The following is a 14,718-nucleotide window of genomic DNA, read 5'->3' as shown; positions in this document are numbered from 1 at the left end:
GGGGACTATGCGTACGTCTGAAATCCGCACCCGCTGGCTCGACTACTTCGAGAAGCAGGGTCATGAGATTCGTCCTTCCGTTTCTCTCGTCTCTCCGGAGCCCTCGATTCTGTTCACGATCGCGGGCATGGTTCCGTTCATCCCCTACATCACGGGCGTTGAGCCCGCACCGTGGCCGCGCGCCGCGTCGGTGCAGAAGTGCATTCGCACGAACGACATCGACAACGTCGGCAAGACGACCCGTCACGGCACGTTCTTCCAGATGAACGGCAACTTCTCCTTCGGCGATTACTTCAAGGAAGGTGCGATTAACTACGCGTGGGAGCTGCTGACCGGCTCTCGCGACGAGGGCAAGTATGGCCTGGATGGCGATCGCTTCTGGGTGACCCTGTGGGACCAGGACGACGAGGCTTTCGACGTGTTGACGAAGCAGATCGGCATGGACCCCAAGCACATCGTGCGACTGCCGCGCGAGGAGAACTTCTGGGACACGGGCCAGCCCGGCCCGGCGGGTCCGTGTGCCGAGTGGCACTACGACCGTGGTCCCGAATACGGCCCCGAGGCCGTGGGCGGTACCGTTGATCCGGGTGGCGACCGCTACCTCGAGGTGTGGAACCTGGTGTTCGACCAGTACATGCGTGGTGAGGGTTCCGGCAAGGACTACCCGTTGCTGGGTGAGCTGGACAAGAAGGCGATCGATACGGGCGCTGGCCTGGAGCGTCTGGCTTTCGTTATGCAGGACAAGCCGAACATGTACGAGATCGACGAGGTCTTCCCCGTCATCGAGGCCGCCATGCAGATGAGCGGTAAGCGCTACGGTCTGGGCGCCGCTGGCCCCGAGGCTGGCGCCGCCTATGACGACGACGTGCGCATGCGTGTCGTCGCCGATCACGTGCGTTCTTCGCTCATGCTGATTGGCGACGGGGTGCGCCCCGGTAACGATGGCCGCGGCTACGTGCTGCGTCGCCTGATCCGCCGCGCCGTTCGCTCGATGCGTCTGCTGGGCGTCGACGAGGCAACCATGCCGACGCTGCTCACCGCCTCGAAGGACGCGATGAAGGCGTCGTACCCCGAGCTGGAGACCAACTGGAAGACGATCTCCGAGGTCGCTTACGCGGAGGAAGATGCGTTCCGCCGCACCCTGAGCGCCGGCACGACGATCCTGGACGCTGCAGTTGCGACGGCGAAGGAATCGAAGGGCGCCCCTGTGATTTCTGGTGCGTCGGCATTCTCGCTGCACGACACCTACGGCTTCCCGATCGATCTGACCCTCGAGATGGCCGCCGAACAGGGCGTGTCGGTCGACGAGGAGGGCTTCCGCACTCTGATGGCCGAGCAGAAGGAGCGCGCACGCGCCGACGCTCGCTCGAAGAAGACCGGGCACACCGACGTCCGCGTGTTCCATGACATTGAGAAGGCGATGGGCGGCGGCTCGACGTTCCTGGGCTACACGGAGCAGGCTGCTGAGGCCACCGTTGAGGCTCTGCTTGTCGATGGTGTCGCGGCTCCCGCAGCCAGCGCTCCCGCTGAAGTTGAGGTCATCCTCGATCGCACTCCGTTCTACGCCGAGATGGGTGGCCAGCTCGCCGACCACGGCACCATTCGCCTTGCAGGAGGCGGTGTTGTCGAGGTCCACGACGTCCAGGCACCGATTCGTGGCCTGAGCGTCCACCGTGGCACCCTCACCGAGGGCGGCATGACGGTGGGCGAGAAGGCCTACGCCGAGATCGACGGCCAGCGTCGTCTCGCCATTGCACGTGCTCACACCGCGACCCACATGGTGTACGCGGGCCTGCGTAACGTCGTGTCGGAGGACGCCACCCAGGCGGGTTCGGAAAACTCGCCGTCGCGCCTGCGCTTCGACTTCCGCCACGGGTCCGCTCTTGAGGGCTCGCAGCTGAGCGACATTGAGGCTCTCGTCAACGAGAAGCTTGCCGAGGATCTGGCCGTGACCACCGAGGTCATGAGCATCGATGCCGCGCGTGAATCCGGCGCCATCGCGCTGTTTGGTGAGAAGTACGGTTCCGAGGTTCGCGTCGTGACCATCGGTGATGGGTTCGACCGTGAGCTGTGCGGTGGCACCCATGTTCCCACGACCGGTCATATCGGCCGCATCACGGTGCTCTCCGAGGGATCCGTCGGCTCGGGCGTGCGTCGTATCGACGCCCTGGTGGGCGACGGCGCATACGAGTTCCAGGCCAAGGAACACGCGCTCGTCAACCAGCTCTCCCAGCTCGTGGGCGGCCGCGCTGATGAACTGCCCGAGCGCATTGAGTCGCTGCTGGCTAAGCTGCGCGAGTCCGAGAAGGAACTCGAGAAGATCCGCACGGCTCAGGCTCTGAGCCAGGGTGCCGATCTGGCGGCTTCCGCGAAGGCTATCGGTCCCGTGACCGTCGTCGCCTCCTCGGTCGGTGAGATGCCGTCCGCGGACGCTCTGCGTACCCTCGCGCTCGATGTGCGTGACCGCCTCGGCAATGAGCGGGGGACCGTCGTCGCCCTCGGTGGCGTCGTCGGCGGCAAGCCCTCGCTCGTCGTCGCGACGAACGAGGCAGCGCGTGAGGCGTCGGTGAAGGCCGGTGCAATGGTTCGCGCCATCGGCAAGTACATGGGCGGTGGCGGCGGCGGCCGTGACGACATCGCTCAGGGTGGTGGCACCAAGCCTGAGGGTATTGCCGATGCGATTGCCGCGATCCGCAAGGAAATCGAGGCTCTGTGAGTATTCGTCGGGGTATTCGCATCGGCGTGGACGTCGGCACCGTGCGTGTCGGCGTCAGCCGGTGCGACCCCGACGGCATTCTCACGATGCCCGTCGAAACCCTTCACAGGGCTCCCGATCTGTCCGATCTTGATCGCTTAGCCGACATTGTGCGTAGCCACGATGCGATCGAAGTGATCGTTGGCCTTCCTCGGCACTTGCGTGGGGGAGAGGGGATCTCAGCGAAGGGTGCGCGTAAGTATGCGCGCCGCATTAAGAAGCTTGTTCCCGATGTTCGCGTCGCGATGGTCGACGAACGCATGACGTCTAACCAGGCGCACGCGCGTCTTCGCGCATCCGGGATTCCTGAGATCGAGCATCGCAGCGTCATTGACCAGGTCGCGGCGCAGATCATTTTGGAACAGGCACTCGAGCTCGAACGGATAGGCGGTCGAGCTCCCGGTGAGGAAATCATCCTCGAACCAAGTGAAGGAGCGCACGCATGAGTACGCCTCCCCCTTACCCCTTCCGTTCTCGTCGAGAGATTCATTCCGGCGAGCGAAAGGTCTATTCGGATGCCGAGCTACACGAGCAGCATGCATCGCAGGACACGACCGCGACGCCCGCTCAGGGAACCGACTTGCATGGCGGTGCCTCTCGTGACGAGGCCGTGGCGCCCGTTGCGGCAACGGCGCGGGGTGGGCGCACACTTCCCTCTTTCGACGAAGTGACGGATACGGGCGCGACTCCTCGCGTGTCCGGTGCGGCGCTGCGTCAGCGCAGTGCAGCGCAGGGAGCAGAATCGCCTTCTGAGACCACGGGCATGCGTTCTCGCCGCCTCGCCAGTGAACGACGAGCGGCACGCAAGCGCAAGCGCCGTCGTCGGGTGCGGTCCTTCTTCATTATCGTTCTGGTGCTCGGCCTGCTGGCGGGTGCCAGCTACGTCGCCTACGATCAGCTCTTTAACTCGTCGACGACTGCATCGGATGATTTCCCCGGACCGGGCACCGGCTCGGTCGAGGTGACGATCGCAGAGAATTCGTCCGGTCGCGATATCGGCCAGGCGCTCGTGGATGCGGGCGTCGTGAAGTCCGTCGGAGCCTTCGTGCGTCAGTTCGAGAAGACAGCGGCATCGATGTCCATTCGCCCCGGTACGTACCGCCTGAAGCAACAGATGAGTGCAGCCGGTGCGCTCGCAGGCCTGCTGGATGAGACGAACCGCGTCGATTCGACGATTACGATCACGTCGGGTCAGAAGATGTCCGAGGTCAAGAAGCGGATCGTTGACATCATGGGCGTCACCGAGGAACAGGTGGACGCCGCCTTCGCCGACACGGAAGCGATCGGCCTGCCGTTTGAGGCTGGCGGAAACGCCGAAGGATGGCTGCTGCCCGGTTCCTACGAGGTCTCCGAGGATGACACGCCGACGACCGTCATCGCACGGATGGTGAAGGGAACCGTCGATGAGCTTGATCGTCTCGGCGTTGCCCCCGCGGATCGGCAGACCGTCCTGATTAAGGCATCGATCGTGGATGGTGAAATGAACATCGACAAGTACATGCCGATGGTCGCTCGCGTCATCGAGAATCGCCTCGCCGACACGAATGGTGAGACGAAGGGGTACCTCGGCATGGACTCGACCGTCCTGTACGGCGTCGGAAAGACCAGCGGCGTTCCGGACCAGGCGGACCTGGACAACGACAATCCCTACAACACGCGCCTGCACGCAGGTCTGCCTCCGACCCCGATCGGACAGCCGAGCGAGAAGGCCGTCAAGGCAGTCCTGAACCCGGCTGAGGGCAACTGGCTGTACTTCGTCACGGTCAACCTGGACACGGGTGAGACCCTGTTTGCCTCGACTCTCGAGGAACAGGAGAAGAACCGCGAACAGTTCAAGGCGTACTGCAACGCGAACCCGAAGATCTGCACAGCGTCATGATGTGGGCCGGTGTCATCGGTTCCCCGATTGAGCACTCCCTGTCCCCGGTGATCCACCGGGCGGCATGGGAAGACCTCGGAATTGAGGGATGGGAGTACCGCCGCATCGAGCACGATGAGGCGAGCCTGCCCGAGTTCATCTCAGGCTTGGACGAGTCCTTCCGCGGTCTGTCGGTCACGATGCCCTGCAAGCAGGCGATCATTCCGCTCCTGGACGCGATCGATCCGCTTGCCACTGGAGTTGGCGCCGTCAACACGGTGGTTCCATCCTCCGGCGTACTCGCCGGCTTCAACACGGATGTCACGGGGATTGCCTCGGCGATTCGGCGCGCATGCTCGCAGGCGGACCGTACGCTCCCCACAAAAGCCGTCGTGCTCGGGGCGCGAGCCACGGCCTCGTCTGCGCTTGCTGCCCTCGGCGAACTTGGAATCGTGACCTCCACCGTTGCTGCGCGCCGTTTCGGGGGACCCGGTTCCGTCGTTGCCGCATCCTCGCGACTGGGCGTCAGCATCGAACAGGTGCTTTGGTCGGATCGCGGTGCGGTTCTTCGTGCCGTCAGCGGTGCTGACCTCGTGATCTCGACGCTGCCCGCTGGCGTTGCTGACCCGCTTGCTGAGGAGATGACAGTTCGCGAGGGCCAGGTTCTCCTCGACGTTGTCTATTCTCCGCGCGAGACGGCCCTACGCAGCGCCTTCGAAAGAAACGGTGGCATCGTTGCCGAAGGCACCGACATGCTCATCTACCAGGCGGCAGCGCAGGTGCAGCTCATGACTGGGCGCAGCCCGAAGACCGATGTCATGCGTGGCGCCCTGGAGGCAGAACTTGCTCGACGCGCGCGGGTGAACGGGGGAGGGGCTGCCTCGTGATCGTGACGTGGCTGCCGTCGTGGCTGAGCACCGATCTGTCTTTGATCTCAGGTTTTCTCACCTGGATTGTCGTTCTTTCCTGGCTGTGGCGGTCGGGATGGAAGATTCAGCGCCGCTATTTCATCGAAGCGACGCAAAAGCCCCTCACGCGCAATGCGATCGTGTGGAGCGCGGGCATTGTCGGAGCAATCTTCTTCGTTGCGGCACAGATGCGTCCCGGTATGCCCGGCGTCATGACGGTCGCGATGATCGGTGCGCTGAGCGCTTACGTCGATGCTCGTACCCACCGCCTACCGAACGCCTACACGGTCGCGATGGCTATCGGTGTTGTCCTCGGTCTGGTCGTCGGTGGTGTGATTTCGCCGCTGTGGCAGGAACGGCTCCTCGGCGCACTCATCGGTGCGCTCGTTTGGTTCGTGCCGATTGCTTTGTTGAATCGCTTGCCCGGCGGCATGGGCGGCGGTGACGTCAAGCTGGCTCCGGTCTTGGGAGCATTGGTCGGTTCCGTGGGACTGAATGCCGCGATTTTTGCCCTCGCGCTCTCCTTCGTGTCCGCCGGCGTTGCGGCACTGTGGAAGATCGTCGTCGGGTCCGCGGGAACGAAGACCCGAGTGCCGATGGGCCCCTGGATGATCGGATCAGCGCTCGTCGGCACCATCGCATGGGGCGTTGTCCCCGACTGGCTGTAGGGATAAGCGCAGGTCTTATCGTGGACCACGCCGGGACGAGTGTGCGTCCGGATGGGACAATAGAGCGGTGAGTATTTCGACGCCTTCGTATCAGTCTGAGTCTGTGAGCCTTGAATGGGGCCAGACGTGGCCCCCGCGCGACGTCTTTGTTGATCTCGCTGCGAAGCGCCGCGTGATCCCCGTGGTGCGCCGCGTGCTCGCCGACGAGTTGAGCGCGGTGGGCGTCTACCGACAGCTTGCGCACGGCAACTATGGCAGCTTCATCCTGGAATCCGCTGAGCATGGCGGTTCGTGGGGACGCTGGTCGTTCGTTGGAGCATCGAGCGCCGGTGCGATCGTCGCGCGCGACGGACACGCACAGTGGATCGGTTCCCATCCTGAAGGGGCCCTGGAGGAGGGAACTTTCCTCGAGGTCGTGCACTCCGCACTTGAGGAGCTCGCCGCACCTGCGATCGAAGGAATGCCCCCACTGACGGGTGCTCTCGTCGGTTCTCTGGGCTGGGGCATCATCCCCGAGTGGGAGCCGACGCTCGCAGCGACCGCGCCGAAGGAATCCGACATCCCGGATGCGACGCTCGTGCTCGCCACCGAGGTCGCTGCGCTCGACCATGCGACCGGTTCGGTCTACCTTATGGCGATCGCCTGGAACCTGAACGGCTCGGCTGACGGTGTGGACGGGGCGTACGACCGTGCGATTGAGCGCCTTGACGCGATGACGGTACAGCTTGCGACCCCGATCGCTCCCGCGGTTCTGGGCAGCAGCGGTGCCACGCCGCCCGAGGTGCGCGAGCGCACGGCGCGAGCAGACTTTGAGTCTTCCGTCAACGCGGCCAAGCGGGCGATTGAAGACGGCGACGCCTTCCAGATCGTCGTTTCCCAGCGCCTCGACGTGTCGACGTCGGCCAGCGGCATCGACGTCTACCGGGTGCTGCGCACGGTGAACCCATCGCCCTACATGTACTTCCTGGATCTGCCCGACGAGCGGGGCGGTCACTTCGAGGTCGTGGGCTCGTCTCCTGAGACCCTTGTGAAGACCGAGCGGCGCCGCGTCTGGACGTACCCGATCGCCGGTTCGCGCCCGCGCGGAGCGGATTCGGCCGAGGACCATCGCCTGGCGGCCGAGCTTCTCGAGGACCCGAAGGAACTATCGGAGCACGTGATGCTCGTGGACCTGGCTCGTAATGACCTGTCGAAGGTCTGTGATCCTGCGTCGGTCGAGGTCTCCACGCTCATGGAGCTCAAGCGTTTCTCTCACATTCAGCACATTTCCTCCACGGTGACGGGTGTGCTGCGTGAGGATGCTGACGCGCTTGATGCGCTGGTCGCGACGTTCCCTGCGGGCACCCTGTCGGGTGCGCCCAAGCCTCGTGCGATCCAGCTGATCGATGATTTCGAGCCTGCGGCGCGCGGCGTGTACGGCGGCGTCGTCGGGTATTTCGACCTGTCGGGGGACGCGGATCTAGCGATCGCTATTCGCACGGCTTCTTTGAAGGACGGTGTGGCCTCGGTGCAGGCGGGTGCGGGTCTCGTTGCCGACTCGGTTCCTGCCCTGGAGTACGAGGAGTCGCGTAATAAGGCCGCCGCGGCGGTTGAGTCCGTCGTGCGGGCGTCGACTCTCGTTCCTCTGTCCTGACCCGTAGTGCGGGATGGCTGACTCGTTGGTGGCCATTTTTCGCTAGCCTAGGTGAGGATTGATCATTTCTGCCTGAAAGGGGAGCGTCGTGAGCGTTCTCGATGACATTATCGCTGGGGTCCGTCAGGACCTGAAAGAGCGTGAAGACCGCGTCCCTCTGGCTCGGATCAAGGAGATGGAGACCCAGGTCCCGGAGGCGAAGGATGCGCTCGGCGCCCTGCGGGGCCGCGATGGTGCCGTCAAGATCATCTCCGAGGTCAAGCGGTCTTCGCCGTCCAAGGGTGCGCTTGCAGCGATCCCGGATCCAGCCGCTCTCGCGTCGACGTACGAGGCCGGGGGAGCGTCGGTCATCTCAGTGCTCACCGAGCAGCGTCGCTTCAACGGTTCGCTCGCGGATCTTGACGCTGTGCGCGCGGCCGTCGACATTCCGATCCTGCGCAAGGACTTTATCGTCACTCCGTATCAGATCCACGAGGCGCGTGCTCACGGCGCTGACCTCGTGCTCCTGATCGTTGCCGCGCTGGAGCAGAATGTGCTCGTTTCTCTGCTGGAACGAACCCGGTCGCTGGGCATGGAGGCGCTGGTGGAGACGCACTCGCGACTCGAAGCTCTGCGTGCGATGGAGGCCGGTGCCTCGATCATTGGCGTTAACGCTCGCAATCTGAAGACGTTGGAAGTGGACCGCTCGACCGTCGAGCAGGTCATCGACGTGATTCCCCAGGACGTTGTCGCGGTCGCCGAATCTGGCGTCGCGAATGCTCATGATGTTTTTGAATACGCCAAGTGGGGCGCGGACGCTGTTCTCGTCGGAGAAGCGCTCGTGACGTCGGGCGACCCCCGCGCGAGCATCCAGGACATGGTGAGTGCCGGGCAGCATCCCGCTCTGCGAACGGATCGTAAGGCTCGCGTCGCCGCGGCGCGTCAGGAAGGACAGTGATGGTTGCCGAGAACTTTGCGCAAGGACCGTACTTCGGTGATTTCGGTGGACGCTTCGTCGCCGAGTCCCTCATGGGCCCCCTCGAAGAGGTTGAGGCCGCGTGGAAGCGCCTGTGGCGCGACAAGTCGTTCCAGCGCCGTCTGCGCGACCTGTTCCTGAACTACGCCGGACGTCCCTCGCTGCTGACCGAGGCACCGCGTTTCGCAGCCGACCTGGGCGGTGTGCGTGTCTTCCTCAAGCGCGAGGACCTGAACCACACGGGCTCGCACAAGATCAACAACGTGCTTGGCCAGGCCTTGCTCACCAAGGAGCTGGGCAAAACGCGTGTCATCGCCGAGACCGGCGCTGGCCAGCACGGCGTGGCCACCGCGACCGCAGCTGCTCTCCTTGGCCTCGACTGCACGATCTACATGGGACGTGAGGACACCGAGCGCCAGGCGCTGAACGTCGCGCGCATGCAGATGCTCGGTGCCGAGGTTATCGCCGTGACGGCTGGATCGGCGACCCTCAAGGACGCGATCAACGAGGCCTTCCGCGACTGGGTGACCAACGTGGAGACGACCAACTACATCTTCGGCACGGCCGCCGGCCCGCACCCGTTCCCGGAGCTGGTGCGCGACCTTCAGCGCGTCATCGGCGACGAGGCGCGCGCACAGCTGCTCGCCGCCGAGGGACGCCTCCCCGACGTCGTCGTGGCCTGCGTGGGCGGCGGCTCCAACGCGATTGGCTCGTTCACCGCTTTCATCGATGATCCCAGCGTCGAGCTGCTCGGTTGCGAGGCGGCCGGTGACGGCTTCGAGACCGGGCGACACGCGGCCTCTATTACCGCCGACGAGGTGGGCGTTCTGCACGGTGCGCGCACGTTCGTGCTGCAGGAACGCGACGGCCAGACGAAGGCCTCCCACTCAATTTCTGCCGGTCTGGACTACCCGGGTGTTGGCCCGCAGCACGCGTGGTTGGCGCGTTCCGGACGAGCCTCGTACATGCCTATTTCCGACGCCGAGGCCATGGATGCTTTCCTGCACCTGTCGCGCACGGAGGGCATCATTCCCGCTATCGAGTCCTCGCACGCCCTCGCCGGCGTGCGCGCCTGGGCCCGCGCGAAGTCCGAGGCCGAGGGCCCGTTCGCACCCGGTGAGGAGCCCATCGTGATCGTGACCGTGTCGGGTCGCGGCGACAAGGACGTGGATACGGCGTCGCGGTGGTTCGGCTACGGACACGCGAAGCTTCAGGTCATCGACCCCAGCGCCGGCCCGTCGGGCGTTGCCGTCCTGGACGAGAACGAGGAGAAGTGACATGACGCGTGCACCCCATTCAGCGGTCGCGATTGACGCCGCCCTCCAGCGCGGCGACGCTGCGCTCATCGCATATCTGCCCGTGGGCTTCCCGTCGGTCGAGGAGTCAATCCGCGCGGGTAAGGTCCTGGCGGACTGCGGCGTCGACGTCATCGAGCTCGGCTTCCCGTACTCCGATCCAGGCATGGACGGCCCGACCATCCAGCGTGCGACCGTCGCCGCTCTCGAGCACGGCACGCACCTCGAGGACCTCTTCCACGCGGTCGACGAGCTGACCTCGTACGGTATCTCGACCTGCTCCATGACCTACTGGAACCCCGTCGAGTGGTGGGGCGTCGAGCGCTTCGCCAAGGACTTCGCCGCCGTTGGCGGCTCCGGCCTCATTACGCCGGACCTGCCGCCCGAAGAGGGCGCGCAGTGGGAGGCGGCGTCGGACAAGTACGACCTCGAACGAATTTATCTGAGCGCTCCTTCGTCCCCCGAGCATCGCCTCAAGCTCATCGCCGAGCACTCGCGCGGCTGGGTCTACGCGGCCTCGTCGATGGGTGTGACGGGTGCGCGTGCAGCGGTCGGCGCTCACGTCGCCGACGTCGTGGAGCGTACCCGGGCCGCCGGAGCCGAGCGCGTGTGCGTGGGCCTCGGCGTCTCCAACGGCGCTCAGGCCCGCGAGATCGGCGCCTACGCGGACGGTGTCATCGTCGGATCCGCGCTCGTCAAGACTCTGTTCGACGAGAACATCGACCGTGGCCTGAAGGCCCTGGGTGAGCTCGCCACCGAGCTGAAGTCCGGCGTCACCGGGGCACGCGCGTGAGCGCCCTCATCGCGGCCGGTATCCCGTCGCCCTCGCAGGGGGTCTGGTACCTCGGGCCGATTCCGCTGCGGGCCTACGGCATCATCATCGCCGCAGGCATGATCATCGGCGTCTGGTGGACGGCACGCCGTTACCGCGACCGCGGTGGAAACCCGGACACGCTATACGACGCCGCGCTCTGGGCGATCCCGCTCGGCGTCGTCGGCGCGCGCATCTACCACGTCATCACGTCCCCGGATGCTTACTTCGGTCCGGGTGGTGACCCGATGCTCGCTTTCCAGATTTGGCGTGGAGGCCTGGGCATTTGGGGCGGCGTCGCCTTCGGCGCGCTCGGCGTGTATATCGCGGTCAAACGTGCGGGCGTCCGCCTCGGCCCAATCGCCGACTCCCTGGCTCCGGCTCTGCTGATTGCCCAAGCGATCGGCCGTTGGGGAAACTGGTTCAACCAGGAGCTCTTCGGCGCTCCGACGACCCTGCCGTGGGGTCTTCAGATCGACGCTGCGCACATGCCGGCCGGATACCCCGCGGGGACGCTGTTCCATCCGACGTTCCTCTACGAGTGCCTGTGGAACCTCGCCGCTGCCGCGCTCATCGTGTGGCTCGACCGGCGTCACCGCTTCGCCGGGGGACAGGTGTTCGGTCTGTACCTGATGGCTTACACGGCCGGCCGATGCTGGATTGAGATGCTGCGCATCGACGATGCGCACAGAATCTTGGGCCTGCGCCTCAACGTGTGGACCTCCCTGCTCGTGTTCGCACTCGGAGCACTGGTGTTCGTCGTCGCTGGCCGGCTTGGGCGCCCGACGCGCGTGGTCACTGAGACGACTGCGGAAAACGCGGACGGAGAAGGCCAAGACCTGCACACTTGCGCCAGTGAATCCGATGCTGACGATGTTGTGGGGACCAGCGTGAGTGAGGATGAAACTGCTGAAGAGAGCACTCTCGAGCAGTTTTAGACTCGCTCCGTGCGCACAATCCGTGTGCCAGAGGTCCCACCACGGGCGGATTCATGGGAATGATCACGTCAACCCGGTGCGCATCCTCCTCGTTTCAACTGTGATTGGACGGTAAACTCATACCTATGCGTCGAGCTAAGATTGTCTGCACTATTGGACCTGCCACTGAATCCCCTGAGCAGCTCCAGGCGCTGGTGGACGCCGGCATGGATGTCGCGCGTATCAACCGGTCGCATGGAAAGGCTGAGGAACACGAGGCCGTCATTGCGCGCGTGCGAAAGGCGTCTGCGACGTCCGGCCGCGCGATCGCGGTTCTCGTCGACCTCCAGGGCCCCAAGATCCGCCTGGAGACGTTCCAGGATGGTCCCCAGGAACTGAAGATCGGTGACACCTTCACCATCACGACCCGCGACGTTCCCGGCACTAAGGAACTCGTCGGTACGACTTTCAAGGGCCTGCCCGGTGACTGCGCTCCCGGCGACCGCCTGCTGATCGACGACGGTAACGTCGCGGTCCGCGTCGTCGAGGTCACCGATACCGACGTCGTTACCCGCGTCGAGGTTCCCGGCATGGTCTCGGACCACAAGGGCCTTAACCTGCCTGGCGTCGCCGTCTCCGTTCCCGCCCTGTCCGAGAAGGACAAGGAGGATCTGCGCTGGGGTATTGAGCAGGATGCCGACTTCATCGCCCTGTCCTTCGTGCGTTCCGCCGAGGACATCAAGGACGTCCACGAGATCATGGACGAGATGGGCAAGCGCATCCCGGTCATCGCCAAGATCGAGAAGCCGCAGGCTGTCGAGGCGCTGGAAGACATCATCGAGGCCTTCGACGGCATCATGGTCGCCCGCGGTGACCTCGGTGTTGAGATGCCCCTCGAGGCTGTTCCGCTGGTCCAGAAGCGCGCGATCGAACTCGCCCGCATTGCCGCCAAGCCCGTCATCGTCGCGACGCAGGTCATGGATTCCATGATCAAGAATCCGCGCCCGACGCGCGCCGAGGCCTCCGACTGCGCCAACGCGATCCTCGACGGCGCCGATGCGGTCATGCTTTCCGGCGAGACTTCGGTCGGCGCGTTCCCGATCGAGACGGTGCGCACGATGGCCGCGATCATCGAGTCGACGGAAGAGAACGGCGGCGAGCGCATCGCGTCGATCCCCGGCTTCTACGCTGACCGTGCCGGCGTCATCTGTGAGGCCGCGGCGCGTATCGCCGAGCACATGGATGCCCGCTACCTGGTGACCTTCAGCCAGTCCGGCACCTCCGCTCGTCTGCTGTCGCGCATGCGCCGCCCGATCCCGATGCTGGCCTTCACGCCGCTCGAGTCGACGCGTCGCCGCCTCGCCCTGTCGTGGGGTATCCAGGCGTACCGCGTGCCCGAAGTGCAGCACACGGACGACATGGTGTGGCAGCTCGATCAGGTGGTTCAGTCCGCGCACCTGGCGGACATCGGCGATCAGCTGGTCATCGTTGCCGGTATGCCCCCGGGCATTGCCGGCTCCTCGAACATGCTGCGTATCCATGAAGTCGGAGATGAAGCCGACTACGCGATTGGCGGAACCCGCCACGCGTGAGATGCGTGAGTAGCGGGGGTGCCGGCGGTAAGCCGGCACCCCCGCACTTTTTGTTTGTTCACGTGGACAAAATTAAATCCGTGGAATAAAGTACTCGGATACACGTTGAGACACGTGGACGCCGCACCAACGACGGCGCGGTAATGCAGCAGATCGCTGTCCGGCGTGATCAGGAATGCCTGTGCGAACAAAGCACGTTTTCTGGCGCGCCCGAATTGAAGAGGAGAAAGAGAAATGAATACGAAGATCCGGACCGTGTCGGTCCACGACACCCTGTTTGGCCGCGTGGCCAACAACCTGGAGGTCGGCCAGCTCTCACGTGCCGTTGAGCCGTGGTTCGCCGACTTCCATGACTCGAGGGTCAAGCAGGCAATCGCCGACCTTGACGAGCCGGCCCGCCGGGGCGCGGCTGCCGAGTACCTCGGTCTCGAACTGAGCGTCGTGGCCTGAGCCGTGACAAAGGGGCCGACAAGCAATGCTTGTCGGCCCCTTGTTCGTCTGCGATTTTGCTGTATCAATTTGTGCTACGCACGTCGCACACGTGCTGAATTGCCGGTACCATTAGGAGCACGTACTCCACTGGCGGTACCCCGAGTGGGATTCGAACCCACAACAAGCCGGGTTTGAGCCGACCGCCTCTGCCAGTTGGGCTATCGGGGCTTCGCGTGTGCGTGTCCCACAATAGAGCAGCTGAGCAAACCGATCAAACTGAGGAATATGACAATGAGTGAAGAGCAGGCTGAACCGCGTCGCGTCCTCGTCGCAGAAGACGAGGGGTTGATTCGTCTCGATATCGTTGAGACGCTGACCCAGGCGGGGTTCGAGGTCGTTGGCGAGGCTGCCGACGGTGAGGAAGCTGTCGAGCTTGCGCTCGAGCTCGAACCCGATCTGTGCGTGATGGATGTCAAGATGCCGAAGATGGATGGCATCACCGCCGCGGAGAAGATCCTGCAGGAGCTGTCCTGCGCTGTCGTCATGCTGACGGCTTTCTCGCAGACGGAGCTCGTCGAGCGTGCGCGTGATGCCGGCGCTATGGCCTACGTCGTGAAGCCCTTCAGCCCCGCTGACCTGATCCCCGCCGTTGAGATCGCTCTGTCGCGTCACGCAGAGATCGAGTCGCTCGAGGACCAGATCGCCGATCTGTCGGATCGCTTCGAGATCCGCAAGCGCGTGGACCGTGCGAAGGGCCTGCTCATGAAGAACATGGGTATGAGCGAACCCGAGGCATTCCGCTGGATTCAGAAGACGTCGATGGATCGTCGTCTGTCCATGCGCGAGGTTGCCGACGCGGTGATCAACCAGGTCGACGACTGAGTCAAAGATGCG

The 14,718-nt window shown here is 64.5% G+C and carries 13 protein-coding genes and 1 tRNA gene; 13 read left to right on the top strand and 1 reads right to left on the bottom strand.

Annotation, left to right across the window (positions count from 1 at the left end; all coding sequences use genetic code 11):
- Window positions 1-7 precede the first annotated feature (7 nt).
- The 12 genes from alaS to JJJ16_RS03920 all read left to right on the top strand — a co-directional run bounded on the left by alaS (window position 8) and on the right by JJJ16_RS03920 (window position 13,842).
- Window positions 8-2,716 carry an alanine--tRNA ligase gene (gene alaS / locus JJJ16_RS03975; RefSeq protein ID WP_219751462.1) on the top strand — a complete coding sequence of 903 codons (2,709 nt, stop codon included), beginning with the start codon at window positions 8-10 and terminating at the stop codon, window positions 2,714-2,716.
- A complete protein-coding gene (gene ruvX / locus JJJ16_RS03970) occupies window positions 2,713-3,201 on the top strand; it encodes a Holliday junction resolvase RuvX (protein ID WP_219751461.1) in 489 nt (162 codons plus the stop codon). Before alaS ends, ruvX begins: the two co-directional genes overlap by 4 nt.
- Window positions 3,198-4,634, top strand: coding sequence for an endolytic transglycosylase MltG (mltG, locus tag JJJ16_RS03965; protein WP_225904983.1), 1,437 nt, complete (start codon window positions 3,198-3,200; stop codon window positions 4,632-4,634). The genes ruvX and mltG overlap by 4 nt, the downstream gene beginning before the upstream one ends.
- On the top strand, window positions 4,631-5,500 hold the full coding sequence (locus tag JJJ16_RS03960; protein ID WP_219751460.1) for a shikimate dehydrogenase: 870 nt from the start codon (window positions 4,631-4,633) through the stop codon (window positions 5,498-5,500). The genes mltG and JJJ16_RS03960 overlap by 4 nt, the downstream gene beginning before the upstream one ends.
- Window positions 5,497-6,189: a prepilin peptidase gene (locus tag JJJ16_RS03955; RefSeq protein WP_219751459.1), complete on the top strand. Its 693-nt coding sequence runs from the start codon at window positions 5,497-5,499 to the stop codon at window positions 6,187-6,189. The genes JJJ16_RS03960 and JJJ16_RS03955 overlap by 4 nt, the downstream gene beginning before the upstream one ends.
- 103 nt (window positions 6,190-6,292) lie before the next feature.
- Window positions 6,293-7,822 carry a chorismate-binding protein gene (locus JJJ16_RS03950; protein WP_219751972.1) on the top strand — a complete coding sequence of 510 codons (1,530 nt, stop codon included), beginning with the start codon at window positions 6,293-6,295 and terminating at the stop codon, window positions 7,820-7,822.
- 88 nt (window positions 7,823-7,910) lie between these two features.
- Complete coding sequence (trpC, locus tag JJJ16_RS03945) at window positions 7,911-8,759, top strand: indole-3-glycerol phosphate synthase TrpC (RefSeq protein ID WP_034466771.1); 849 nt, start codon at window positions 7,911-7,913, stop codon at window positions 8,757-8,759.
- Window positions 8,759-10,054 carry a tryptophan synthase subunit beta gene (gene trpB / locus JJJ16_RS03940; protein ID WP_219751458.1) on the top strand — a complete coding sequence of 432 codons (1,296 nt, stop codon included), beginning with the start codon at window positions 8,759-8,761 and terminating at the stop codon, window positions 10,052-10,054. The genes trpC and trpB overlap by 1 nt, the downstream gene beginning before the upstream one ends.
- A 1-nt stretch (window position 10,055) precedes the next feature.
- Window positions 10,056-10,865 carry a tryptophan synthase subunit alpha gene (trpA, locus tag JJJ16_RS03935; protein ID WP_219751457.1) on the top strand — a complete coding sequence of 270 codons (810 nt, stop codon included), beginning with the start codon at window positions 10,056-10,058 and terminating at the stop codon, window positions 10,863-10,865.
- On the top strand, window positions 10,862-11,821 hold the full coding sequence (lgt, locus tag JJJ16_RS03930) for a prolipoprotein diacylglyceryl transferase (RefSeq protein ID WP_219751456.1): 960 nt from the start codon (window positions 10,862-10,864) through the stop codon (window positions 11,819-11,821). Before trpA ends, lgt begins: the two co-directional genes overlap by 4 nt.
- 125 nt (window positions 11,822-11,946) lie before the next feature.
- Window positions 11,947-13,392 (top strand): pyruvate kinase, encoded by a 1,446-nt coding sequence (gene pyk / locus JJJ16_RS03925; RefSeq protein ID WP_219751455.1) that lies wholly within the window; start codon window positions 11,947-11,949, stop codon window positions 13,390-13,392.
- Between the two features lie 234 nt (window positions 13,393-13,626).
- Window positions 13,627-13,842: a hypothetical protein gene (locus JJJ16_RS03920; protein ID WP_007588076.1), complete on the top strand. Its 216-nt coding sequence runs from the start codon at window positions 13,627-13,629 to the stop codon at window positions 13,840-13,842.
- Between the two features lie 136 nt (window positions 13,843-13,978).
- On the opposite strand, the gene JJJ16_RS03915 is transcribed toward JJJ16_RS03920, so the two are convergent.
- Window positions 13,979-14,052, bottom strand: a tRNA-Leu gene (locus JJJ16_RS03915).
- Window positions 14,053-14,115: 63 nt separating this feature from the next.
- Between JJJ16_RS03915 and JJJ16_RS03910 the strand changes: the two genes are divergently transcribed.
- Window positions 14,116-14,706 (top strand): ANTAR domain-containing response regulator, encoded by a 591-nt coding sequence (locus tag JJJ16_RS03910; RefSeq protein WP_219751454.1) that lies wholly within the window; start codon window positions 14,116-14,118, stop codon window positions 14,704-14,706.
- Window positions 14,707-14,718: the final 12 nt, after the last annotated feature.

This window comes from Schaalia sp. ORNL0103 (genome assembly GCF_019429565.1).
Taxonomy (GTDB): domain Bacteria; phylum Actinomycetota; class Actinomycetes; order Actinomycetales; family Actinomycetaceae; genus Pauljensenia.
This window is presented reverse-complemented; position numbering and strand designations above follow the sequence as displayed.

Excerpts from the sequence above, each read along its gene's own strand:
- alaS (WP_219751462.1), top strand. The coding sequence starts at position 8 with ATGCGTACGTCTGAAATCCGCACCCGCTGGCTCGACTACTTCGAGAAG.
- mltG (WP_225904983.1), top strand. The coding sequence starts at position 3,198 with ATGAGTACGCCTCCCCCTTACCCCTTCCGTTCTCGTCGAGAGATTCAT.
- JJJ16_RS03960 (WP_219751460.1), top strand. The coding sequence starts at position 4,631 with ATGATGTGGGCCGGTGTCATCGGTTCCCCGATTGAGCACTCCCTGTCC.
- trpB (WP_219751458.1), top strand. The coding sequence starts at position 8,759 with ATGGTTGCCGAGAACTTTGCGCAAGGACCGTACTTCGGTGATTTCGGT.
- trpA (WP_219751457.1), top strand. The coding sequence starts at position 10,056 with ATGACGCGTGCACCCCATTCAGCGGTCGCGATTGACGCCGCCCTCCAG.
- pyk (WP_219751455.1), top strand. The coding sequence starts at position 11,947 with ATGCGTCGAGCTAAGATTGTCTGCACTATTGGACCTGCCACTGAATCC.
- JJJ16_RS03920 (WP_007588076.1), top strand. The coding sequence starts at position 13,627 with ATGAATACGAAGATCCGGACCGTGTCGGTCCACGACACCCTGTTTGGC.
- JJJ16_RS03910 (WP_219751454.1), top strand. The coding sequence starts at position 14,116 with ATGAGTGAAGAGCAGGCTGAACCGCGTCGCGTCCTCGTCGCAGAAGAC.